16 protein-coding genes are annotated in these 24,456 nt (G+C 68.7%); 7 read left to right on the forward strand and 9 right to left on the reverse strand.

Annotated features, from left to right (window positions below):
* The first annotated feature begins 76 nt into the window (after positions 1-76).
* The 3 genes from STH_RS03620 (at position 77) to STH_RS03630 (ending at position 3,341) form a co-directional block, all read left to right on the forward strand.
* The gene (locus STH_RS03620; protein ID WP_043713249.1) at positions 77-1,288 is read left to right on the forward strand and encodes an ABC transporter substrate-binding protein; all 1,212 of its coding nucleotides are present in this window, start codon (positions 77-79) and stop codon (positions 1,286-1,288) included.
* A 17-nt stretch (positions 1,289-1,305) separates the two neighbouring features.
* Positions 1,306-2,097, forward strand: a complete 792-nt coding sequence (locus STH_RS03625) for an ABC transporter ATP-binding protein (RefSeq protein WP_011194841.1) — start codon at positions 1,306-1,308, stop codon at positions 2,095-2,097.
* Positions 2,098-2,174: 77 nt separating this feature from the next.
* Positions 2,175-3,341, forward strand: a complete 1,167-nt coding sequence (locus tag STH_RS03630; protein ID WP_242654597.1) for a phenylacetate--CoA ligase family protein — start codon at positions 2,175-2,177, stop codon at positions 3,339-3,341.
* Between the two features lie 64 nt (positions 3,342-3,405).
* Here the strand turns inward: STH_RS03630 and STH_RS03635 are convergent, their stop codons facing one another.
* From STH_RS03635 to STH_RS16895, 5 genes are all read right to left on the reverse strand, one after another.
* On the reverse strand, positions 3,406-4,116 hold the full coding sequence (locus STH_RS03635; protein WP_050742096.1) for a TorD/DmsD family molecular chaperone: 711 nt from the start codon (positions 4,114-4,116) through the stop codon (positions 3,406-3,408).
* A 45-nt stretch (positions 4,117-4,161) separates the two neighbouring features.
* Entirely contained in the window at positions 4,162-5,016 is an 855-nt protein-coding gene (locus STH_RS03640) for a dimethyl sulfoxide reductase anchor subunit family protein (RefSeq protein WP_011194844.1), read from the reverse strand.
* Between the two features lie 15 nt (positions 5,017-5,031).
* Complete coding sequence (locus tag STH_RS03645; protein ID WP_011194845.1) at positions 5,032-5,589, reverse strand: DMSO/selenate family reductase complex B subunit; 558 nt, start codon at positions 5,587-5,589, stop codon at positions 5,032-5,034.
* 15 nt (positions 5,590-5,604) lie between these two features.
* Positions 5,605-8,181 carry a dimethyl sulfoxide reductase subunit A gene (locus STH_RS03650; RefSeq protein WP_011194846.1) on the reverse strand — a complete coding sequence of 859 codons (2,577 nt, stop codon included), beginning with the start codon at positions 8,179-8,181 and terminating at the stop codon, positions 5,605-5,607.
* 339 nt (positions 8,182-8,520) lie between these two features.
* The gene (locus tag STH_RS16895; protein ID WP_011194847.1) at positions 8,521-9,201 is read right to left on the reverse strand and encodes a sortase; all 681 of its coding nucleotides are present in this window, start codon (positions 9,199-9,201) and stop codon (positions 8,521-8,523) included.
* Positions 9,202-9,360: 159 nt separating this feature from the next.
* On the opposite strand from STH_RS16895, the gene STH_RS03660 reads away from it, so the two are divergent.
* Positions 9,361-9,552, forward strand: coding sequence for a hypothetical protein (locus STH_RS03660; RefSeq protein ID WP_011194848.1), 192 nt, complete (start codon positions 9,361-9,363; stop codon positions 9,550-9,552).
* Here the strand turns inward: STH_RS03660 and STH_RS03665 are convergent.
* The 3 genes from STH_RS03665 to STH_RS03675 form a co-directional block, all read right to left on the reverse strand.
* Positions 9,513-10,700 (reverse strand): hypothetical protein, encoded by a 1,188-nt coding sequence (locus tag STH_RS03665; protein WP_011194849.1) that lies wholly within the window; start codon positions 10,698-10,700, stop codon positions 9,513-9,515. The genes STH_RS03660 and STH_RS03665 overlap by 40 nt on opposite strands.
* Positions 10,701-10,759: 59 nt before the next feature.
* A complete protein-coding gene (locus tag STH_RS19015) occupies positions 10,760-12,457 on the reverse strand; it encodes an MSCRAMM family protein (RefSeq protein ID WP_043713254.1) in 1,698 nt (565 codons plus the stop codon).
* A gap of 217 nt (positions 12,458-12,674) precedes the next feature.
* A complete protein-coding gene (locus tag STH_RS03675; RefSeq protein ID WP_011194851.1) occupies positions 12,675-18,374 on the reverse strand; it encodes a S8 family serine peptidase in 5,700 nt (1,899 codons plus the stop codon).
* A 248-nt stretch (positions 18,375-18,622) separates the two neighbouring features.
* On the opposite strand from STH_RS03675, the gene yhbH reads away from it, so the two are divergent.
* The gene (gene yhbH, locus STH_RS03680; RefSeq protein ID WP_011194852.1) at positions 18,623-19,765 is read left to right on the forward strand and encodes a sporulation protein YhbH; all 1,143 of its coding nucleotides are present in this window, start codon (positions 18,623-18,625) and stop codon (positions 19,763-19,765) included.
* Between the two features lie 384 nt (positions 19,766-20,149).
* On the forward strand, positions 20,150-21,364 hold the full coding sequence (gene pcaF / locus STH_RS03685) for a 3-oxoadipyl-CoA thiolase (RefSeq protein ID WP_011194853.1): 1,215 nt from the start codon (positions 20,150-20,152) through the stop codon (positions 21,362-21,364).
* A 28-nt stretch (positions 21,365-21,392) separates the two neighbouring features.
* Here pcaF and STH_RS03690 read toward each other — a convergent pair whose 3' ends face one another.
* Positions 21,393-22,325: a serine hydrolase gene (locus STH_RS03690; RefSeq protein WP_043713256.1), complete on the reverse strand. Its 933-nt coding sequence runs from the start codon at positions 22,323-22,325 to the stop codon at positions 21,393-21,395.
* Between the two features lie 252 nt (positions 22,326-22,577).
* On the opposite strand from STH_RS03690, the gene STH_RS03695 reads away from it, so the two are divergent.
* Positions 22,578-24,032, forward strand: a complete 1,455-nt coding sequence (locus tag STH_RS03695; protein ID WP_242654569.1) for an NAD-dependent succinate-semialdehyde dehydrogenase — start codon at positions 22,578-22,580, stop codon at positions 24,030-24,032.
* The last annotated feature ends 424 nt before the right edge of the window (positions 24,033-24,456 follow it).

A 24,456-nucleotide genomic window follows, 5' to 3' on the forward strand; every position in this document is an offset into this window, starting at 1 on the left:
GGGGATCGGCGCAGGGGACGTGGACAGCGACCGCCTGCGGAAGCCGGCGGACGAGAGCAGAGGAGGTAGGGGAAGGATGCGGTGGCAGAAGCGGGTCTGGAATCTCGTGGGGGCGCTCCTGTGTCTCGCGCTGCTGGCCGGCTGTGGCGGCCGGGGCTCGGGCGCCGGCGGATCCGGCGGGTCGGCCGCCCAAGGGCCGATCAAGGTCGGCGGGATCTTCGACATCACCGGCGCGACGGGCGACGTGGGCAAACCACACGCCGACGGGGCCCGGGCGTGGTTCGACTACCTGAACAACGAGCTGGGCGGGGTGAACGGCCGGAAGGTGGAACTGGTCTGGGGCGACTACGCCTACCAGGTGCCCAAGGCGGTGGAACTGTACAAGAAGTACGTGAACGAGGACAAGGTGGTCGCGATCCTGGGCTGGGGCACCGGCGACACCGAAGCGATGAAGGAGCTGATCGCCCAGGACAAGATCCCGTACCTGTCAGGCTCCTTCGCGGAGAGCCTGACGGATCCGTCGGTCACCCCGTACAACTTCATCGTCTCGTCCACCTACTCGCAGCAGGCCCGGGTGCTGCTGGACTGGATCAAGGAGCAGAAGCCTGACGCGAAGGTCGGCATCATCTTCCACGACTCGCCCTTCGGCCAGGCGCCCGTGGCGGATGCCAAGGCCTACGCGCAGCAGATCGGCCTCACCTGGGTGGGCGAGGCGGCGCTGCCCGGCGCGGCGGCGGACGCGGTCACCCAGGTGCTGGACCTGCACAACAAGGGCGTCGAGTTCATCATGATCCAGAACGTGGTGAAGGGCACGGCCCAGGTGCTGAAGGCCGTCCAGCAGCAGGGCCTGCGCGACAAGATCCAGGTCGTGGGCATGACCTACTCGGTGGACGAGACGCTGCTCACCGCGGCCGGTGACGCGGCGGAGGGCTTCGTCGGCACCCCGGCCTTCGTCTTCCCGTACGACGAGGGGCCCGGAATCGACGAGGCGGTGGCCTACGCCGAGAAGATCGGCCTGAAGCGGGAGGACCTGACCCAGAAGTGGCTCCAGGGCTGGGTGTTCGGCCGCATCCTGACCGAGGCGATCCGCCGGGCCGGCGAGGACGTCACCGGCGAGACCCTGAAGGCCGCGTTCGAGACCTTCAACGAACTGGACCTGGGCGGGATCGGCGCCCCGCTGACGTTTACGCCCACGGACCACGGCGGCATGGACAGGGCCCGCATCTACCAGGTGCAGAACGGCCGCTTCGTGGCGATCACGGACTTCGTGGAGCCCAAGGGGAAGTAGGGATGTGAGGTGGTCCGGTGCTCGTTCTGAATAACGTGGAAGTGATGTATGAGCGGGTCATCCTGGTGCTGAAGGGCATGTCGCTGCAGGTGCCCGAGGGAAAGGTGGTGGCGCTGCTGGGCGCCAACGGGGCGGGCAAGACGACGACCCTGAAGGCGATCTCCGGTCTGCTGAAGTCGGAGAACGGCGAGGTCACGGACGGCAAGATCGAGTTCATGGGCGAGAGGATCACCAACCTCGAGGCGGCCGAGATCGTCCGCAAGGGGATCTTCCAGGTGATGGAGGGCCGGCACGTCTTCGAGCACCTGACGGTGGAGGAGAACCTGCTTGCCGGGAGCTACACCCGCACCGACCGGCGGAACGTGCGCAGCGACCTGGACATGGTCTACCATTACTTCCCCAAGCTGGTGCACCGGCGGCGGCAGAAGGCCGGCTACCTCTCGGGCGGGGAGCAGCAGATGGTGGCCATCGGGCGGGCCCTGATGGCCCGGCCGAAGCTGGTGCTGCTGGATGAGCCGTCGCTGGGGCTCGCCCCCCGTCTGGTGCGGGAGATCTTCGATATCATCCGGCGGCTGAACGAGGAGACGAAGACCACGTTCCTGGTGGTGGAGCAGAACGCCATGGTGGCCCTCTCCATCGCTCACTACGGCTACGTGATGGAGAACGGCCGGATCGTCCTGGAGGGGCCGGTGCAGACGCTCCTGAACAACGAGGACGTCAAGGAGTTCTACCTCGGCCTCACCGGCGTGGGGCGGAAGAGTTACCGGGAGGCGAAGGCCTACAAGCGCAGGAAACGGTGGTTGGCATGAAGGGGAAGGGAGCAGGGGGCGGCGCCGGAGGCCTGAGCCTCTGGGTGCCGCCCGGAGGAGAGGAGCGGTTGCGGAAGGTGCTGGCGGCGGCCCGGGCGGGGAGCCCGGTCTGGCGGGAGCGGCTGGACGCCGCCGGCCTCGCTGATGCGGAGCCCGGCGGGGACGGAATGCCCGGCGGCCCCCGCTGGCAGGCCCTGCCGGTGCTCCGCAAGGAGTTGCTGGGCAGCGTGCAGGCCGGATCCCCGCCCTTCGGCGGGCTGCTGGGCGTCCCCGTGGAGCAGCTGGCCCGCATCTTCGTCAGCCCCGGCGACGTGTACGACCCGCAGGGCACCGATCCGGACTACTGGCGGTTCGGCAAGGTCCTCGCCGCCGCGGGCTTCGAGCGGGGCGAGCGGGTGCTCAACTGCTTCAGCTACCATCTGACGCCGGCGGGGTTCATGTTCGACGCCGCCGCCCGGGCGCTGGGGTGCGTGGTGGTCCCGGCCGGAGTCGGGCAGCAGGACCTGCAGATCCGGGTGGCGCGGGCGGTGGGGGCCACCGGTTACACCGGGCTGCCTTCGTACCTGCTGGCCCTGCTGGACCGGGCGGCGGCCGCGGGCACGCCGTTGCCGCTGCGCCGGGCGGTGGTGACCGGCGAGCCGCTGCCCGAGGCGCTGCGGGCGCGGATCGAGGCCCACGGTGTGACGGTCCGCCAGGCCTACGGCACGGCGGACGTGGGCCTGATCGGCTACGAGTGCGGGCGCGGCGCCGGGCTGCACATCGACGACGGGGTCATCGTCGAGATCTGCGACCCGGACGGCCGGACGCTGCCCCCCGGGGAGGTGGGGGAGGTCGTCGTCACGGCCCTGCAGGAGACCTATCCGCTCATCCGGTTCGGCACGGGCGACCTGAGCGCGCTCGTGGCGGAGCCCTGCCCCTGCGGCCGCCCGTCGGCCCGCCTGAAGGGGTGGATGGGCCGGGTGAGCGAGGTCACCAAGGTCCGGGGGATCTTCCTCTACCCGAAGCAGTTGGAGGCGGCGATGGCCGGGCTGGCCGGCGGCGTGCAGCGCTGGCGTGCGGTGGTGGAGCGGGACGCGGATCACCGGGACGTGCTGCGCATCGAGTTCGCCGGGCAGGCGGATCCCCGGGCCGTGCGGGACGCCGTCCGGGCGGCTGTGCGGCTGAACCCGGACGTGCTGGTCGTCCCCCCCGGCGCGATCCCGGCCGACGGGCCGCTCTTCCAGGACCGGCGCAACTGGGACTGAGCGACGGAGCGAAAGACGCCCCCGGGGGCAGCCCCGGGGGCGTCTCGCACGAATTCGGTTCGGATTACCGGTCGGGCTGCTCCGCCAACAGCTCTTCGAGCAGGTCCCTGTCGGTCTCCGCAAAGCCGGCCAGCAGGTCCGCCCAGCCGCGGTAGTACGCGGTTTCGGCGTGCTGCCTCACGTCGGCGGCGAACCGGGGCACCCACTGCATCAGGTGGTCGTCGAGGAACGCCTGCTGATCCTGCAGGATGGTGTGGACCCCGTCGATGTCGCCCGCGGCCGCCGCTCCCGCGGCCAGGCGGCAGGTCTCGTACAGGAAGCTCAGCTCCAGCCCGATGTGGTCGTCGGGCTCAGTGCCCAGCTTCGGCGCCACCAGCCCGTACCGGCGGTACGCCTCCCTGACCTCCAGGGTCACTTCCTGGAAGACCAGCCGGTCCACCGTGCGGTAGGCCGATTCATAGGGCGGAGCCGGGAGCCGGGCGGGCCCGACGAACAGGCGGGTGTAGTCCCAGACCAGTCGGTCGACCGCTTCGGCGGACCGGTTGGCGGGGTCGGCGAGGAAGGCGCCGACCGCTGCGGTGCCCTGCTGAATCGCCGGATGATCCTGGCCGAAGGGGAACAGCCGCACGGCTCCGGTCTCGGCCAGGTTTTCGATCTGCTCACGCTGCGGCTCGACGAGGAAGGCCTGCATCAGCAGCGCGTAGGCGAAGCCCCGGGCCTCCAGGACGGTTTCCAGTTCCCCCTGCATGGCCAGGACATGGGCGGTGGTCACCATGCACAACACTCCCGCTGGTTCTGGATGTGAACGGTACGCAGGGGCCTAGCCGATCGACATGGGCACGCCTGTGGCGTAGAACAGGTAGCGGCCCACCAGTTCGCCGGCCACCATGCACACCAGCGCCGCGTAGACCAGTCCGCTGGTCTTCTGGCCCGCGGAGAGCCGGCGCCACGCGATCAGCAGCGGCACGGCCCCTCCGGCCAGGGTGAGCGCCCACCGCAGGGCGAGCCAGCCCGCGAAGGGGCCGCCCAGCAACTGGAGCGAGGCCTGCGCCTCGGCGCCGCCGTTGCCCAGCGAGGCCAGGTACAGCGGGTAGGCGACGAGGCCGAGGATCAGGGCTGCGATCGCCGCCCCGACCAGCTGCTGCAGGTCGCCGGCCGCCTCCTCCACCGAGCGGCCGAAGAAGGCGACCAGGCCCGCCGCGAGCCCGGCGCCGGCCAGCACGGTGGTGCCCACGAACGCCGCGTAGGTGCCCCAGCCCTGCCAGGCGGGGATCACGGTGGCCGTGTAGACCGCGCCCATGCTGAACACCGCCACGGCACCGGCCAGGGCGGTCAGCGCCGAGAGGGCCTTCCGACCCGGTGCGGACTTCTCCAGGAGGACGGTGGCGGCCAGGAGGGCGAAGAATGCGCCGCTGAAAAAGATCTCGCGCGAGAGCCAGGACGTGGCGAGCCGGCGCAGCGAGGTGAAGGCCAGCATCGGCCTACCCAGGTGGAACAGCGACGCCACCAGCGCCACCGCCATGATCGGCAGCAGGACGGCGATGGACCTGCGATAGACCGCATCCATCGCCTCGCTGCGGTTGCGCAGCCGCAGCCAGGAAAGCAGGATGAAGGCGCCGACGGACGCCTGACTGAGCACCGTGAAGAGCACCAGGGCGAACTCCTTGGTTTCCATCGCTTGACCTCCCTCCTACCGCCGGGCTTGCGGCTTCAGGGTGACCAGCATCGAGGGCCCGGTCAGCTCGGCGCCCGGGGCTCCCCAGCTGGTGAAGACCTCGGCTTCGGGATGCCTGCGCTTCAGTTCGTCCAGGTCGCCGAACTCCAGCGCGCGCATGACGCAGGCGTCCACGCAGGCCGGGTTCTGACCCCGTTCGACCAGGTCGACGCAGCCGTTGCACTTGCCCACGACACCCTGCTCCTCGAGGTAGTGCCGGGCGCCGTAGGGGCACGACCAGACGCAGTACTGGCACCCGATACAGGCCTCCTGGTCGACCAGGACCAGGCCGTCTTCCTCCCGCTTGTAGGAGGCGCCGGTCGGGCAGTTGGTCACGCACCGCGGGTCGCTGCAGTGGTTGCACGAGATGGAGATGTTGAAGATCCACGGCTTCGGGTACCGCCCGCCCTCAAAGGTGTAGACATTGCGGTACATGACCCCCAGGGGCAGGTCGTTCTTATCCTTGCACGCGATGTAGCAAGCCTTGCACCCGACGCAGGCGGTCATGTCATAGTAAAAGCCTTTCTGTGCCACGGTGACGCCGCCTCCTTACTTCAGGGGGATCCGCGGCTCCCAGGTGTGGTCGGGTGCCAGCGGCTCGTCGTAACGCGTGACCTCGACGATACAGGAGTTCCACGCCGAGATGCCCTGGCCGGAGGGGATTCCGCCGCAGAGGATGTTGTCGGCGCCGGCCTTGTCGATCTGCTTCTCCTCGTCCATCTCCACCCAGGCCCCGTGGGGCAGTCCCACGACGCCGGGCATGATCAGGTCGGTGACGTGCGCCCGGCGCAGGACCTTGCCGTGACGGCTGGTGATGAGCACGGTGTCGCCGTCCTTGATGCCCCGGGCGGCGGCGTCCTGGCTGTTCAGCATCACCATGCTGGGGAAGGCCTCGCGGAGCCAGGTCACGTTGTCGAAGACGCTGTGGGAGCGCCGCGGGTAGTGCGGGTTGATGACCTGGAGCGGGTACTCGCCCTTGATCTTCTTCTCCCAGTCCGCGAAGGTGTCCTCATAGCCTTCCTTGCGCGGCTGGTAGGTGGGGATCGGATCAATCTCGGTGAAGCCGTAGCCCTTGATCAGGTCCGCGAGAGCCTGGCAGTGGATCTCCAGCTTGCCGCTGGCGGTGTTGAGCGGGTTGTTCTCGGGATCCTTCCGGAAGGCCTCGTAGGCGATGAAGCCAAGCTTGTCGCCCGGACGGCGGGGCACCTGGTAGATGCCGCGCTCCTCGAACTCCTTCAGGGTGATGCGCCCCTGCTGCGGCTTGCCTTCCACGCCCCATTCGGCGATGTCTTCCTCGGTGATGGTGAGCAGCGGTTCGTACCCCGAACCGTCTTCCTTCATCACCTTCGACCCGGCCAGCTGGTTGAAGAGCTGCTGCTTCTCGGAGATCGGGTAGATGTCCTCTTCCTTGAAGCCCAGCCGCTTGGCGATCTCGGTGGCGATCCAGGCGTCGTCCTTGGCCTCGAACAGCGGCTGCGTGACGTTGGTGTAGTAGATGAGGATCTCGCGGTTGCCGGTCAGCAGGCCGCCCAGCCGCTCCCAGGGCGTGGTCACGGGCAGCACGATGTCCGCGTACTTCGAGTTGGTGGTGAGGAACTGGCTGTGGGAGACCACGAACTCGACGTGGCGGTGCGCCTCGATGCCCTTGGTCATGCCGTCCCGGGTCTGCAGGATGGCGCCGCCGCCGTGGTAGATCATCTGGATGTTGATGTCCCGGACGTCGTTGTAGCCTGCGGTGTACTTGCCGGTGAGGACCGCGTTCCAGAGCTCGCTGTCGTTGATCGATTCGTTGATCGGGTTCTTGATGCCCGGCAGGCCGGCGCCGCCGCTCGTCACCAGGTTGGGGCCGCCGTTGGCGGTATGCCGGTGGCAGCTCACGCCCGTCATGCGGCCCGGCTGGCCCATGTGGCCGGTCATCGCGCCGAAGGTCATGAACATCTGGGGCCAGCTGTCGGAGTTGCGCGTGCGGGCGGGCGCCCAGGCGGTGAGCAGGGCGACGCGCGGGGTGGTCGCGATCTCCCGGGCCAGCCGGCGGATGGTGTGCGGATCGACGCCGCAGATCTCGGAGGCCCACTCCGGCGTCTTGGGCTGGCCGTCGTAGGTGCCCAGGACGTAGTCCTTGAAGTTCTCCTTCGGGTCGGCGCCCTCCGGCATGTGGTCCGCGTCGAAGCCGACCGTGCAGCGGTTCAGGAAGTCCCAGTCGATCAGCGGGTTGTTGACGGGATCGTCTTCGGTGATCAGGGTGTAGGCCATGCCCAGCATCATCGCGTGGTCGGTGCCGGGCCGGATGGGGATCCACTCATCGGCCAGCAGCTCCGCCGACTGGTGGTAGATCGGGTCGATGAAGATGAACTTGGCCCCGGCCTTCTTGGCCTGCAGGTAGTGGTAGGTCGGGCTGCCGCCCGCGCTCCACGCCGGGTTCCCGCCCCAGATCACGATCAGGTTGGAATTACGCAGGTCGAGCCGGTCGTTGATGCTGGTATCGTTGTACCCTTCCGCCATGCCGAACTTGGCCGGCCCCCAGCGCCAGCTTCCCCACGACGTCGTGCCCCAGGTGCCCACATACCCGCCGTAGAGCGCCAGGGTGCGGCCGATCTCGCTGCCGCCGGTGGAGAGGATGGCGCGGTTGCCGTACTTCTCCACGATCCGCTTGATCTCGCTGGCGACGATGTCCAGCGCCTCGTCCCACGAGATGCGGACCCACTCGTCGCGACCCCGGAGGTCCTTCCGGCCGCCGCCGGGTTCCCAGTGCTTGCGCTTCATCGGGTACCGGAGCCGGTCCACCGCGAAGACCTGCTTCCGCTGCGACCGGCCGCGGGCGCAGCCGCGCTGCTGCGGGAAGTCGGGCGAGTCTTCGTGGGTGTCGTCGGTCTTCTGTCGGATGACGACGCCGTCCCTGACCAGGGCCTTGTTCAGGCACCGGCCGCCACAGTTGTGCCAGCAGGCCGCGGTGACCCACTTGCCCTCTTCGGCAGCGGGAGCTGCCTTGGCCTTTGCCGGGTCCAGTTTGAGCAGCCCCGTCTGGTTGCCGAGCAGCAGCGCTGCGCCTGCGGTTGCGGCGCTCCAGCCCAGGAACCGACGCCGATCGAGCTTATACTGGCCTGCTGATCGGATGAGTTTGGCCATGTGCGTCCACCTCCACGGGTTATTCACCATTCCCCGTGCCCGGGACTTCGTCCGCAGGGTGGCCACGGGCACGGGGACGCAGGCAACTACGTCCAGTTTTCTTGATTTGGCTGCCGGGGCGAAAGGACCCCATCGCTTATTTTTCGGTACTCGAAGGCCTTAGCCGCTGGTTCCTTGGGTCAGGGAACCGCTACGTGTACAGCGTGTAGGTCCGAATAGCCCGGATGGGCCATGGTGGAGTCACAGCGGGCCGGCCCGGAAGAGATGACCCGGGGCACAAGCCAGGTGCGGGTGCAGGCGCGCGAAACGCCCCCGGCGCAGGGCCGGGGGTGTTTCGCGTCAGTTTGGGGGAGCCATTCCGACCAGCGGCGACTGCAGCCGTGCCTGGACGATCAGGCGCATTTCGTCGCTGCCCGGGGGATCGCAGGTGGTCAGGGTGAGGGTCGGCTGGTCGGTGGGATCGATCACCGACAGGTCGTACGGGTCAGTGACGAAGACACGCTCGACGACGAATGTGAGGCTGCGGTCCGGGTAGTGGACGAGCAGAAGGTCTCCCGGCTCCAGCCGGTCCAGGTGGTAGAAGAAGGACGGGCGGCCGCGCAGGGTGCGGTGGCCGGCCAGCGCGGCGTTCCCCACCTCCCCGGGCAGCACCGTCTGGGGATAATGGCCCGGTCCCTGTTCCAGCACCGCATTGTCGACCCCGTCGCCCACCGCATAGGTGACCCCGAAGCGGGGGATGGCGATGTGGTAGAGGGGCGTAACGCCGGCGGCCGCAGAGCCTGCCCCGCCGTCCGGGGCGGTCGCCGCACCCGGCCCGGTGGCACCGGCCCCGCCGCCGGTGCCGGCCGTCCCGTCGGCTGCGCCGGGTCGCTCTTCCGCCGGGGCCGTTTCGTCGAACATCATCACCGGCGAGGGAGGAGGCATCTCTGCCTGGCGGCGGTACGCCAGCTCCTCGTAAGCGTGTCGGGCGGCCGGGACGAGCAGCAGCAGGGCGCCGAGAATCAGCAGCAGGTTGCCCACGCGGACGCGGGCCGACCGGCGGGACCCGCTCGGGCCCGTGAACTCGCGTCGAGGAATGGCGGACCACCTCCTTCTCGCAGCAGGAGCCGATCGGCCGGGAGTCGAACATTATTCAATCGTTTATGTCGGGGACGATGCCGGCGATGGGGAGGGAACGGCATGGACTCGTTTCAACTTGTCTTCCTGTTTGTGGCCTTCCTCGTGCTGGTCTTCACCGTCCTGAAATGGGTCCGGCTGCTGCGGAAGCTGGATGCCGCCCTCCAGGCCGCCCAGGAGGCGGCCCGCCGCCAGCGCGGGCAGGATGCCGGGCTTCAGGATGCCGGGTCCTCTTCGCCGGTCATCCAGCGCTGAATGTCCGCCAGCCCGACCGGCTTGATCTTCAGGTCCAGGTCCTTCCCGACTACCACCCGTGCCCGTTCCGGCACGGCGAAGAGGATGAAGGTCCGGTCGCCCACGGTGACCTGGCGGAAGGACTCCAGATCCGCCGGCGTCAGGGTGATCTCGATGCTGCCGGCCCGCATCTTCATGCGGGTCGGCTTTTCCGCGCCGCCGAAGAGCGAGTTGTAGGCGGGACGGTAGGAGAGGTCGCCGAACGCCGACTCCCAGCGGGCCTGGAAGCCCAGCCGGTCGACGCCGTGGCCCACCGCCTTCTCCATGCTGCGGACCACGGATTCGGCGCTGAGCCCGTCCGCGGCCTCGTCCAGCAGGTCAGCGCCCATTCGCCGGAACAGGTCGTGGGGCACCTCTCCCGTCGCGTTCTGCTCGGTAATCATCCGGAGGAGCGCCTGGCCCTCCCGCCGGGGGCTCAATCGGCGTGTGGCCTCCAGCGCCTTGAACCACGCGGCGGCGCCGCTGCCGGCGTACACCATGAGGTCGGCGATCTCCCTCCCCTCCGCATCGAGGCAGGGGAAGAACACGGCCCGGGAGACGCTGCCACGCTTGATCACGTTGTTCAGCACCTGGGTGCGGAAGCTGCCGGTGTGCTCGTCGAAGAGCGACTCTTCCCGATCTTCCAGGTCCAGGACGGTCGCAAAGCTGAACCGCAGGGGCGTGGCCCCGAGCTCCGGCACCGCCCGGAACCGCAGAATGGCCACCAGGTGATTCTTGATGGCCCCGGCGGCCATCACCTTGTACGCCAACACGTTGCCCAGGTCCACCAGGGACTGGGGGTGGACCTCCTCCATGTCGCGGATGGCCTCCAGCACCTCCACCGACGGGCGGTTATGGAGCCGGTCGTATTCCGCCGAGGCCACCTTGTCGACCGGCAGGACCTCCCCGGTGTACATGCAGGGGAAGTTGACCTCCCCCTGTGCGCCCTCGATGGCCTGGTACAGGTGCTGCGTCAGGATCGCCCGCAGCTGCGGATCGAGGTCGCTCCACCTGTAGGCGTCGGCGTGGGCGAGGAGCTTGCGATCCTCGTCCCGCTTGATGTGGCCGAGATATACGTCGGTGACGGACAGACTGCCTTCCCGCGCCACCAGCTGCAGCTTCTGAAGCAACGATTCGCCCTCCAAACGGTATGAGTGTGGGCCGCACGAGAGACGGCAGTGCTATCGTATCATGCCATCGCCTTTCTGCCCATCCTGCGCAGCAGCCAGCCCGACGCGAGCAGCAGGCCGCCTGCGACGTAGTAGCCGAGGTGGGGTGGCGGGGTCAGGCCGTCGCCGGTGCAGGCCAGGGTGAAGTCACGGGCCAGGGTCACCTGGCCGGGCTGGACGATTACCTGCTGGGACACCGGACGATCGCCGGGGTTCTGCAGGGTGAGGGTCCAGACGCCGGGGGCCAGGTCGGAGAGGGTGTAGTCCAGCCAGATGCCGATCCGGCCGGTGGCGGCCACGGCGGTGCCGACCGTCTCCCCGGACTCGCGGGTCGCCCATACCCGGGCCGCGCCCGTGCGCGGTGCGCAGATCCGGCCGGCGATGCTGCCGGGGGCGACGTCGAAGACGGGTTCCGTCTGCTCCCACATCAGCCGGATGACGACCACCCGGTGAGGCTCCTCCTCCGTCAGCCGCACCCGGGTCTGGCCGCTCCGGATCGGGCCCTCGGGATCCGTGGGATCCCCGGACTCCGCATACACGGTGTAGTCACCCAGGGGGAGCTCCGTCAGGTGCAGTTCCCCTGCCCGATCCGTGTAACCGGCCCGGTCTCCGACGATGACGATGGCCCCCGCAATGGGCACCTCGCGCCCGCCGTTGCGCGAACTGGCGTCCACCACCCGCACCGTGAGCGAGCCGGTCGGGGTCTCCGGTTCAGGCTGTGCCTCCTGCGGAGGGGGAAGCGGGCGGGGCGGCCACGTGAGCACGATGGTGATGGTGGCCTCGGGCTGTTCCGCGATGATCTGCGCGGCGCCGGTTCCGCTCAGCGGGTCGGCCCCGGTCAGCGGGTTGACGGCTGTCGCCAGCGCCGTGTAGGCACCGAAAGGCAGGCCGTCGAAGACCACCTGGCCCAGCGGGTCGGTCGCGGCCGACAGGTCCGCGAGCTGGACCTCGGCGCCCTCCAGGGGCATCAGGTCGCCGTTGCCGGCGGGATCGCCGAGCACCCGGACAATGATCCGGCCGGAAGCCGGCGCAACGGACTCTGTTTCAGGCGTCGGCGGCCGGTCCGGCGGGGGGCTTCCACCGCCACCACCGCCACCGCCGCCACCGCCACCGCCACCGCCCGGGCCTCCGCCGCCCGGGTCGCCCGTGCCCTTCGCGAGCAGGTCGATGAAGATCTTGCCGAGCTCGCCCTGGTAGACATTCTCGGCTGTAAAGGGCCAGGCGTAGGTGACCGTGATCGTGCGGGTTTCACCCGCGGGCAGGTCGGGCATGTCGTGGTAGGCGGCGTCGTACGCGTAAGTCCGGCCCGTGTCGTCCTGTATGGTCAGCATCACGGGAACGGATCCCGAGAAGAGCACGCCCTCCACCCTGCCCCGCAGTTGCAGCCGAAGGGCGGCGGTGCCACCGTTGATCACGCGATAGGTCCCGACCGGACCTGAGTCGCCCGGGGCCAGGTTCTGCAGATCGGGACACTCGATCGGCAGCGGATAGACGCGATCCTCCGTCAGCTGCGGGATCGTCACCTGGTAGGTGGTGTTGCGGCACTCGGGCCCACCGGCCTTTTCCCATAGCAACTCTTCTGCCTCCATGGCCAGGAGCCAGGCAGCCGACGTTTCCGGCTCGCGGGCGAACGCCGGCATGGCTGCCACCACCAGCCCCGCCACGGAGAGCAGCACAGCCAGCAGCGACTGCAGCTGGCGCAGGACGCGGCGCTTCATTCCCTTTGTCCTCCCTCCAGAAATGCGGACCTGGAGGAAGTGTAACATCATGCGCCGTTGTGAACTGGGTGAATCTGCGGATGGTTTCGTCGGCTGATTCTCGCCCGCGCGGGTGATGCCAAGGGTGAGCCCGGGGCGGGCCGAGGAGGAAGCGGTGCGCTGCGACGACGCGCAGGGAGGGAGCGGCGGACCGCTCCCTCCGGCGGCGGGGTGGCTGTCACCGGACGACCTCCACCGTCAAGGTGACGGTGTCCTCGTTCCCTTCCAGGTCGGTGACCGTCAGCGTCACCGTGTACGTGCCGGTCTCCGCCCACTGGTGGATCATCACCGGCGTGGGCTGGAGCGACCGGGTACCGTCGCCCATGTCCCACTCATACCAGACGATCGGCAGGCGGGACGTGGACTTCAGGCCGCTGTACACCACGGTGTGATTGCGCCTGGCCATGGTGGGGCCCTCGATCACGGCCTTCGGCCCCTCGGTTTCCTCGGCGGTCACCACCACGTCGAGCGTTACCACGGTGGTCTGGCCGTTCCGGTCCGTCGCCGTCACGGTGATGGTGTACGTACCGGGCTCCCCGTACCGGTGCGTGATGCTCCGGCCGGGCTGGATGGGGGTGCCGTCGCCCATGTCCCACTCGTAGCGGACGATGGGGACGTCGGAGCTGAGCTGACCCGCATCCCAGCGGGCGTTGGTGTTGACCTCGACGGAGGTGGGCCCTTGGATGACGGCCACGGGGCTGCCGGGCTCGCCGGGCTCGCCGGGCTCACCGGGCTCGCCGGGCTCACCGGGCTCCGCATCGGGGACGATGGTCAGGAGGCCCGGGGCGGTCGCCCGCACCGTATTGCCGGCGGCATCCATCGCCCGGAAGCGGACGAACGCCTGCGGCAGGCTCATCCCTTCGGGCACCGTGAACGTGCCCTCGTAGTGCCCGGGCTCCGTCTCGGTCATGGCGATCTCGCCGGGTTCCAGGCCGAACGTGGCGTCGTCGCCGTGCGTCGAGCCGCCGCCCAGGTTCGGCACGATGCTGAACGCCGCCAGGGCTAGGCCGGGTTCGGAGTCAAAGGAGACCGTCAGGGTGTCGCCGGGGCGCAGCGTGAGATCGGTGTCGGGATGCAGGTTGCTGAGTTCGGGCGGGACCGTGTCCACCGTCATGGTCACGGCGGCGGACGTCGCGTTCCCGGCCCGGTCGACGGCCGTAACGGTGATGAGGTTCTCACCCTCGCGGACGATGATCTCGGCGGTGAACCGGCCGTCGTCATCCACCTCGGCCGCCGTGCCGTTCACGTCAACCCCGGCCAGGTACGGGTCCACGGCCTGGCCCGTGACCGTGAGCAGGCGGTGGTTCTGCACCGCGCCGTCCGCCGGGTGCTCGATGACCAGCTCGGGGGCGGTGAGGTCGACGACGATCCGGACGGGGGCCGACGGGCTCGTGCTGCCGCCGTCCGCGTCGGTGGCCACGGCCGTCAGGGCGTACTCGCCCTCGTCCAGCGTCAGCACGGCTGCGAAGGCGCCCTCCGGGCCGGCTGTGGTCTCCGCTGCCGGCACGCCGTTGGCGAAGATGGTCACGGTCGTGTTCGGCGCGCTCGTGCCCTCGACGAGGACCTCAGTCTGGTTGGTGAAGGCGCCGTCCGTCGGGCTCAGGATGACCGGCGGCGCGATCTCCGTGGAGATCAGGGCCCGGATCATGGCGTTGCCGTAGGCCGCAAACGGTTCAAATTCGCGGGCGTCCAGGACGTACCACGTGCGGCCCTGGTCAGACGACTCGTCGAAGGCCAGGCCGGGCACGTACGGGTAGTCATCCGTCTGCAGCACGGCCACGTAGAAGTCGCCCTGCACCGTGAGGCCGTACGGCCGCAGGTCCACCTCGGTCCAGCCGCCGCGGACGGCGTTGTCCACCCGGATGGGACCGAGCAGGAGCCTGCCGGGCGAGCCGTCGGGCTGGCTGCCGTACACGGCCACCAGGAAGCTGTTCCCGCCCGGAACCGGCCAGTCGCTGCTCCAGAACCGGACCCGCGCGCCCGTCACCATCACGGTCTGGCCCGGCTCGGGCGACATCCGAACGGCGAAGCCGCTGTTGGGCGCCCCGATGGCCCTGGCGTTCTCCGCGGTGCCGTCGTCATAGGCGAGCTCGCCGGGCAGTCCCGCGAAGGAGTTCAGAGCGACCGCAATCTCGGTGGTCTCGCCCGCCAGGACCTCCACCGGGATTTCCACCATCTGGTGGTTCGGGTGGGAGACCCGCACCGTGTAGGAGCCTACCAGCAGGTCCAGCGTGAACCGGCCGGTGGCGTCGGTGAAGGTCGGCGCGACCCGTGCGTCTTCGAGCGCCTGCACGCGGGCGCCCCGGATGGGCTCACCGGTGATGGCGTTGGTGACGGTGCCGGTCACGAAGCCGCGCGGGATCGGCTCCATCAGGAAGTTGACGCTCAGGTCCTCGCCGGGGCCCAGCGTGACCCGTCGGGTCTGCGGATAGTAGCCGTAGGCTTCCGCCAGGAGGGTGTAGTCGCCGGCGGGGAGCAGCAGCGCGTACGTGCCGTCGACCGGGTTGGTGCGCACCACGCGGCCGCTCTCCAGGGCGGTGACCGTGCCCTCCAGCACCGGCAGCGCCTGGATGATCACGGCGGGCTCATCGCTCTCCACCCGGTACCGGGTAACGGACGCGTCCGGCAGCGGCATCCGCAGGCTGGCGGGCTGGGCATGCTTCTCATCCTTCAGGGTGATGGGGTCGCCGGGGTCGGAGAAGCTCAGGTCGACGCGTGCGGCGCCGGACTCTGTGCCGACGACCATGACGTCATCGACGTACCAGCCGGGATAGGTGACGGAGACGTCGGAGGTGAACCGGAACCGGATCTGCACGGTCTGGCCCACGTAGTCGGTGAGGTCGATGATCGGGGTTTCGGGACCGACCGGGGGCGAGCCCGACGGCGAGTTGTAGACGGCCAGCTCGGTCCACGTCTCGCCGCCGTCCGCGGTGATCTCCACCCGTCCGAAGTCGTAGTTCCGTTCCAGCTGGTACCAGTGGGTGAAGCTGAGGGCGGCCGTCGCGAGGCCGTTCAGATCGATGGGCGGGGAGATCAGGGAGGCGTTGGCGTTGTTGGGATAGTTGCCCGACAGGTTGGTGGCCCACAGGTGCTCGCCGGAGAAGGCCCTGCCGGGGCCGCTGGTGGGCACACCCCACTGCCACGGGTCGTTGGTGCCGGCGGTCGTCCACTCGCCCGGACCGGCCTCCATGTCGTCCCTGAACCGGATGTCCACGACAGGCGGGGTCGCGGCGGCCTCACTGGAGTACGCGCTCTCGTTGCCGAAGAGGTCGGTGGCCGTCACCACGTAGTAGTAGGTGGTGCCGCCTTCCACGGTCGTGTCGTGATAGGCCGGCTGGGTGGTAGAGCCGATGGGCGCGTACCCCTCGCCCGGGCTGGTCGACCGGTAGACCGTGTAGTGGTGCAGGTCGACGGCTTCGCTGGCGTCCCAGGTGAGGGCGACCGAGCCCAGCGCCGTCCCCTGCGCGGTCAGGTTGGCCGGTGCGGCCGGCGGCTCGTCGTCGACGTACACCTCCACGTCATCGATGTACCAGCCCTGCCGGGTGACACTGCCGTCGCTGTCCAGGACGAAGGCGACGTAGATGTCGGACAGCCCTGCGTAGGCGGAGAGGTCGAGCACCGCTTCAAGGTACGACCCGCTGCTGCCGGTGAAGGAGGCCAGGATGTCCCAGGTCTCGCCATAGTTCGCGGTGGCGGCCACGATGCCGCGGTCGAAGTTGTTCTCGAACTCGTACCAGTGCTTGAACCGGAGAGCGGCCGGACCGTCGCGCAGGTCGATGGGCGGGGTGATCAGGTAGGCCTCGGCGTTGTTCGCGTAGTTGCTGTGCAGGTTGGTGGCGGCCACGTTCCGTCCGGAGTAGGCTGCGCCAGGGCCGGTGGTCGGCTCACCGATCTGCCACTGGTCCGCGGGCGAACCGGCGGTGGTCCAGCCAGTGATCAGGCCGGCCACGGCCTGCTCGAAGTCTTCCAGGTAGCCCGGCGTAATGCCGTCGATGAGCGCGACCACATGCGGCTGGGTGCGGGTACCGCTGTAGGCGTGGTTGTTGCCATAGTCGACAGCTTCAATGTAGTACTCCACCGTGTCGGCGGTGGATAGCTCGCCCGGGATGGTGGCGATGAAGGTTCCGCCCCTGTGGTCACCGGAGACCTGGGTCATGTCCACGATGCCCCACCAGGTGAGACCGGGCTGCCGGAAGCGCAGGTACACCGCCGTCAGGGCGACGTCGTCCGTGATCTCGGCCGCGATGACGGTGGGCGCGCGCTTGAATCCCTGGGCGACGGGCGTGTGCCGGATGGTCGGGCCGATGAAGTCCTCGCCTTCCGTGGCCAGCCGGCCGGAGATGCGGCCGTCGGCGACGCCCAGGATGGAGGCCGCCGCCTTGTGCGCGTCGACGACGCCGTACCCGTATCCGTTGTTGGGAACGCTCGGATACTGGTCGCTCGTCAGCGGCTCCGCGGTGCCGGTGAGGATCTCCTCGATCTCATCCACGGTCAGGCTGGCGTCCGCCTGCCGGAGCAGGGCCGCCACCCCGGCCACGTGCGGCGCGGCCATCGACGTGCCGTTCATCAGGCCGTACAGGCCGCCGGGCAGGGCGGAACGGACCAGCGTACCCGGCGCCGACACCTCGGGCTTGATCTCGCCGTAGGGGGTCGGCCCGCGGCCGGAGGATCCGTTGAGGACGTCATCCTTTCGGATGTTGCCCACGGCGATGGATTCGGGGTAGTTGGCGGGCACGGCCACGGTGCCCGGTTCAGGGCCGCTGTTGCCGGCGGCGAAGATGGGGACGATCCCTGCCGCACGCCAGGCTTCGACGACGGACCGGAACCACTCGTTGATGCCCGGGCCGCCGCCCCAGGAGTTGTTGACCACGTCAGGCGCGTTGGCCGGGTCCCCGCCCGGGTTCAACAGCCACTGGGCGCCCTCCAGGATCCAGCTGGTGTAGCCGCTCCCGGTCTCATCCAGGATCTTGACGGCGATCCACTGCGCCCCGGGGGCGACGCCGATCTGAACCTGGCCGTCGGGGGTGCGGCCGACCATGGTGCCCATGGTGTGGGTGCCGTGGCCGTCGTCATCATAGGGCTGGGGGCGCCGGTTCACCACGTCCAGCCAGAACGCGCTGTGGTCGGAGGCGCCGTTGCCCCGGTACTGGGCGGCCAGCGCCGGATGGGTGCCATCCACGCCGGTGTCCAGATTGGCGACCACCACGCCGGTGCCGTCGATGTCAAACTGGTTCCACACCCCGGGGGCGCCGATGCGCGCGATGTTCCATTCGGGCTGGCCGGTGGCCACGGCCGCGGGCTCCTCCACGGCCACCAGTTCGGACCGGATGAGGTGGATCTCCTCGTCCGCGTAGATGGCCTCCACTTCCGGGAGGGCGGCGATCTTCTGCATCGTCGCCTGGTCGGAGGTGACCGCCACCATGTTGACAATCCAGAAGGGCTGGAACGACTTGACCTGTCCCGTTGCCTGGGCCTTCTCCAGGAAAGAGACCAGCCCGGCCTGAGACAGCTCCGCCGCTTCCTGGAGGCTGTTGACAACCGCGCGGCGGGCCGCCACCTCGGCGGTCGCAGGGGATGGCGCCAGCTCCCGGGCGGCGCTGGCAGCCCCCATGATGTCCGCCTCGACCCTCAGCTTCACCAGGTAGCGGACCTGCTCGCTGCTCTTGAAGGCTTCGAGGACGCTGGACTGGATCTTGGCCAGTGCGCGGGCCGGGGATTCGTCGGTGACGGAGTGCACCAGGGGCATCCTGGGCTCCGTCTGCACGGGTCCGGGGCGCATGTCGGCGCCGACCGCCGCCGGCGCCTGGGCCGGGACGGCGGCGGCGAGGAGCAGCGCCAGACCGGAGCGCAGAAGCCGGGAACGGATCGCTGATCGCATGAACGCTCCACCTCCCAACGGGTTTTCGAGGGTTGGGGCCCCTGCCCTCGGTGGAGGGGGTGTTCGCCCATGCGCACAGCAATTCCTGCCATAGTCTGAATTTCCCTACAAATAAGCCGTCAGCGAAACGCCCGCCCGGCCGGGCGGCAAATCAGCCCCCGGAACGACGGTCTGGCGGGACTTCACCGCATAGACTGGAGTACGACCCGTGCACCGTCCCGGGTGCGCAGCGAGGAGGGGGGAGGAGCATGGCCTCGACGTCTCGGCACGACTGGAGCCTGCATCGGAAGGGGCCCGTCGATCAGGCCCGGCACAATGAAAAGGTCAAGGAGGCGATCCGGCAGAACCTGCCCGAGATCATCGCCGAGGAGTCCATCATCACCTCCGACGGGAAGCGGCTTGTCAAAGTGCCCATCCGGACGCTGGAGGAGTACCGCTTCCGGTTCAACCCCAACCAGGGTAAGCGCGTGGGACAGGGTGACGGCGACTCGAAGGTCGGCGACGTGATCGCACGGGCCAGGCCCGGGGGCCAGGGCGGCGGCGGAACGCAGCCCGGGGACCAGCCCGGGGTCGACTACTACGAGGCCGAGGTGACGGTCGACGACCTGGCGGAGCTCATCTTCGAGGACCTCGGCCTGCCGGACCTGAGGCCGAAGTCGACGCAGGAGATCCCCACCGAGGAGGTGCGGTTCACCGAGGTCCGGAAGAAGGGGCCGATGTCCAACCTGGACCGGCGGCGGACCATCATGGAGAACCTGAAGCGGAACGCCCGCCGGGGCATGCCCGTTCTGGGCAACATCACCAACGACGACCTGCGGTTCAAGGTGTGGGAGCAGGAGATGCGCCCCAGCAGCAGCGCCGTCGTGATCGCGATGCGCGACGCCTCCGGATCTATGGGCGAATTTAAGAAGTATATCACCCGGAGCCTGTTCTTCTGGATGATTCGGTTCCTGCGCACCAAGTACCAGGACGTGGAGATCGTCTTCATCACGCACCACTCCGAGGCGCAGGAAGTGGACGAGGAAGCGTTCTTCAAGATGGGCGAGAGCGGCGGCACGCGGGTCTCCTCGGCCTATAAGCTGGCGTTGGAGATCATCCAGGAGCGGTACGACCCCGAGCGGTGGAACATCTACCCGTTCCACTTCAGCGACGGCGACAACTGGAGCGACAACGACAACAGGCTGTGCGTGGAGCTGGTGGGAAAGCTGCTGGAGGTCTGCAATCTGTTCGGGTACGGGGAGATTCGCGAGGGCGGGTACACAAGTTCCCTGATGAGCGCGTTCTCGGCGATCAAGGACCCGCGGTTCGTGATCGTGACGATCACGGAGAAGCGGGACGTGTACCCGGCCTTGCAGAAGTGGTTCAGCCGCGGCGGTATGGCGGTGGGGTGAGGCTCAGGAATCGGAGCCGGGGGACGCGCCGTGGGGGCCGTCCCCCGGGGCCGCCCCGCGCAGGGAGGCTGCGGGCGGGGCTCGGCTTCGCCGTGCCGCGGGAGGGGCCTCGCGCAGCACGTTGACGCAGGCGGAGGCTGCACGATACAATGGCGGAGGATCATCCGATAAGTTCGAATAATGGAGCTGAACGAGGGTAATGCTTATCGGTCTCACGCTGCACGCGCCAAGCTCAGCCAGGTCGACCCCGGGCTGAGCTTTACTCTTACAAGTAATGTAGCGCCGTGAGCGCTGCTCCGTGGCGCGGCATGAACCGGGGAGGGGCGGCGGGCCGCTGCCCCCGGCGCAGACCCGAGGCTTTCGCCCACCAGGAGGTGTCCGTTTTTGGCAGAAGCGGTGATCGTCGATGCCGTGCGAACGCCCATCGGCCGATACGGCGGCGCGCTCCGAGATGTCCGGCCGGATGACCTGGCCGCGGTGGTGATCCGGGCGCTCCTTCAGCGGAACCCCGCGGTCTCCCCGGGGAGCATCGATGACGTCTACCTGGGCTGCGCCAACCAGGCCGGCGAGGACAACCGCAACGTCGCCCGCATGGCGGCGCTGCTGGCCGGGCTGCCGGTGACGGTGCCCGGGGTTACGGTGAACCGGCTCTGCGGCTCGGGGCTGGAGGCGGTGGCCCAGGCGGCCAGGGCGGTGTGGTGCGGGGAAGGAGAGGTTCTGGTCGCCGGCGGCACGGAGTCGATGACCCGGGCGCCTTTCGTGATGGCCAAGCCCGCTGTGCCGTGGGCCCGCCAGGTGGAGGTCTACGACACCACCCTCGGGTGGCGCTTCGTCAACCCGCGCCTCGCGGAGCGGTACCCGCCCATCAGCCTGGGGGAGACGGCCGAGAGAGTGGCTGAACGGTGGAACGTGACCCGGGAGGACCAGGACAGGTTTGCATGGCAAAGCCAGATGCGGTGTGCCGCCGCAGTGAGGGAAGGGCGTTTCGACGCGGAGATCGTTCCGGTGCCCGTCCCCGGCGAGGATGGACGCACAGAGTTGGTGGTACGGGACGAGCACCCGCGGCCGGACATCACGCTCGAACGGCTGGCCAGGCTCAGACCCGTCTTCCGGGAGAACGGGACGGTCACGGCCGGAAACGCCAGCGGCATCAACGACGGAGCCTCCGCCCTGCTGATCATGTCCGGGAAGCGGGCGGCGGCCCTGGGACTGGTTCCCATGGCCAGGATCGTCGCCACCGCGGTGGTCGGCGTGGACCCGTCGATCATGGGCATGGGCCCGGTCCCGGCAACAAGAAAGGCCCTGCAGCGGGCCGGCCTCACGGTCGATCAGATCGACCTGGTCGAGTTGAATGAGGCCTTTGCCGCGCAGGCCCTGGCGTGCATCCGGGAGCTGGGACTGGATCCCGCCCGGGTGAACGTGAACGGCGGGGCGATAGCCCTGGGCCATCCGCTGGGGTGCAGCGGGGCCCGGATCCTGACGACGCTGGTGCATGAAATGGTCCGCAGAGGCAGCCGCTACGGCCTGGCCACCATGTGCATCGGGGTGGGGCAGGGGATCGCCATGATCGTTGAGGCCATTCGCCCAAAGTCCGCGTAAAGGGTCCGTCCGCGCCCCACCCGCCCGGCTACTCCTTCCTCGGCCCCACGAACGTCTGGAGCGCATCCGCCGACCAGACCGGGACCAAAGGGGTCGAGTGCGACGCGGTCATCACCCGGTAGATCTCCGCAGAGAGCCGGGCGATGGCCGCGTCGGCTTCCTCCAGCGGCGCGCCCTCCGTGAGCACGACCAGGATGTACGGCCGGGTGGCGTATACGATGGCCGAATCGTGGTAGCTGCCCTCGTAGGAGCCGTGCTTGTGCATGTGAGGCACGCCGTCCGGCAGGCCGGCGGTGATCCGCCCCCGATACGTCGCCGCCAGCAGCGGCCGGACGATCAGGCTCGCGCGCTCGGGATCCTCCAGGGACAACACGTGCAGGTGCCGCCACCATTGAAGGACGCTCAGGGCGCTGGCCCGCGGCAGCCGGTCCTCGTGGGTCAGCCGCCCCCCGATGGTCTCCGTCCAGCGTTCAATGTTCCCCCATCCCAGGCGGCGGCCCAGCATGTTGACGGCCACGTTGTCGCTGTAGGCCAGGGCCCAGTGGACCAGGTCCTGGACGGGGTACAGGTCGCCGAACTCGGCCGCCTCAAACGCCCCGGTCAGGGGCGGTTCCACGTCGGCCTCGGTGTACTCGATGAGATCCCCCCATCCGATCTTCCCAGCCCGGTACTGTTCCAGCGCGTAGAGGGCCACGGGCACCTTCACCGTGCTGGCCGGGTGGTAAAGCCGGTCTGCGTTGTGGAGCCAGCGCTGCCCGGTGAGGAGGTCCTCCAGCGCCACGCTGTACTCCCCGGGGAAGTCCGCCATCGCCCGGCTCACCGCCTCGGCGATGTGTGACGGCGGGATCGGGCTGGCGTAGACGGTGGGAAGCGGATCGCGCTCTTGCATCGTCGGCAGCTCGGGGGCGGTACTCAGGGTGAGCAAGCTGAGCAGCGCCCACGCCGCGGCTTGGGTGCGCACGCCCGTCACACTCCTTCGTACATATACAATAACGCCATAGAAGGACAAAGGGTATACGGAGTTGCGGGCTACGCTACGGCAACGAACGCAGCGGGGGACGGATGTGGTGTCCCGGCCCGGGGGTGCGAGCGGTCGCCGAGGTGGTATCATGATGGCCGGGTCGCACCGCTGCCGGCTGAGCGACCGCTGTTGACACAAATGTTACGAAAAGATTATGCTTAGCGCGACGATAACGCCTGGGAGGGAGCGCAGGTGTCTGCAGAGGGTTACAGGATGTACATCGGAGGAGAATGGCGTGAGGCGGTGAGCGGCAGGCGGTTCGAGGTGACCAACCCCGCCACCGGGGAGGTGATCGCGACCGTACCCGACGCAGGCAGGGAGGACGCCCGGGCGGCCATCGAGGCCGCCCACGCGGCCTTCGGCGAATGGTCCTCGCTGCCCGCCCACGTGCGCGCCCGGTACATGCGCAGGCTGTACGACCTGATCGTGCAGAACGTCGACCGGCTCGCCCGCGTGCTCACCGAGGAGAACGGCAAGCCCCTGGCGGAGGCCAAGGGCGAAGTGTTCAACGGCGCCGAGTATCTGAACTGGTACGCCGAGGAGACCCGGCGGATCTACGGAGAGACGATTCCCAGCTCGTCCCGCAGGACGCGGATCTGGGTGCTGCGCCAACCGGTTGGCGTCGTCGGGGCGATCACGCCCTGGAACTTCCCGTCCTCGATGGTCACCCGCAAGATCGCGCCGGCGCTGGCGGCAGGCTGCACGGTGGTGCTGAAGCCGGCCGAGCAGACGCCGCTCAGCGCGCTGCTCATCGCGGAGCTCATCCACGAGGCCGGACTGCCGGCCGGGGTGGTCAACGTCGTCACCACCCTGGATCCGGCGGCCGTGGGGCAGGAGTTCCTGGAAAACCGCCTGGTGCGGAAGATCTCGTTCACCGGCTCCACCGAGGTGGGCAAGCACCTGATGCAGGGCGCCGCGGCGCAGATGAAACGGGTCAGCATGGAGCTGGGCGGCAACGCGCCGTTCATCGTGTTCGAGGACGCCGACCTGGACGCCGCCGTGCAGGGCGTCGTGATCAGCAAGTTCCGCAACGCCGGCCAGACCTGCATCTGCGCCAACCGGATCTACGTGCAGGAGTCGATCGCCCCGGCCTTCACCGAACGGCTGGTGGAGGCGGTCCGCGGCCTGCGGGTGGGACACGGCCTGGAGGAGGGCATCAACGTCGGGCCGCTGATCGACGAGGCCGCGTACGTGAAGGTGGAAGGGCACGTGAGCGACGCCCGCGGCAAGGGAGCCCGGGTGCTCACCGGCGGCCATCGCCTGACGGGTCCGGGGTTCGACCGCGGCTTCTTCTATGCGCCGACCCTGCTCGACCAGGTCAGCGATGAGATGCGGATCGTGCACGAGGAGACGTTCGGCCCGGTCGCGCCGATCCTGACGTTCCGCACCGAAGAGGAGGTGATCCGCCGGGCCAACGACACCAACTACGGCCTGGCGGCCTACATCTTCACCCGCAACCTGGGACGCACGGTGCGGGTCAGCGAGGCGCTGGAGTACGGGATGGTGGCCGTGAACGATTCGCTCCTGGCGGTTCCGCAGGCGCCCTTCGGCGGCGTCAAGGAGAGCGGCCTGGGGCGTGAGGGCGGCCATCACGGCCTGGATGACTACCTGGAGTACAAGTACCTCTCCGTGGTTCTGGATGGCTGAGGTGCGGCCGCTTTCTTACCCGCCCGGTATCGGGGCGGGTTTTCCGCGTCCGGCACGGCGGTGATGGGGGGACGGGAGACCGGTTCGGCCCTGGGATGGTGGCGGCGCGAAAGCGAGGAATGTTCGCGACTGACCGACTAAATACGTATATGCTTGAACATTCGGCTTGTGGCATGGTACCCTATTTTCTGTATTGGTGATGCGGACTGTGGCCGGACAGAACCTGCCAGCCGCGGGGCCGACCAACGGATGGGTCGGCGTCGGGAGCTACCCCGATGCGCCTGTCGGTGCGCGCGGCGCGGCGGTCACTTGTTTGCACCGCAACTATTTATATTCATAAGAAGAACTTCTTTGATTGTGTATTGCAAATGTGGTAAATTATCGTGGGTGAGACCTGGATCCTGGGGATGAGGCAGGGGGTTCA

It is taken from the genome of Symbiobacterium thermophilum IAM 14863, from assembly GCF_000009905.1.
Lineage (GTDB): Bacteria > Bacillota > Sulfobacillia > Symbiobacteriales > Symbiobacteriaceae > Symbiobacterium > Symbiobacterium thermophilum.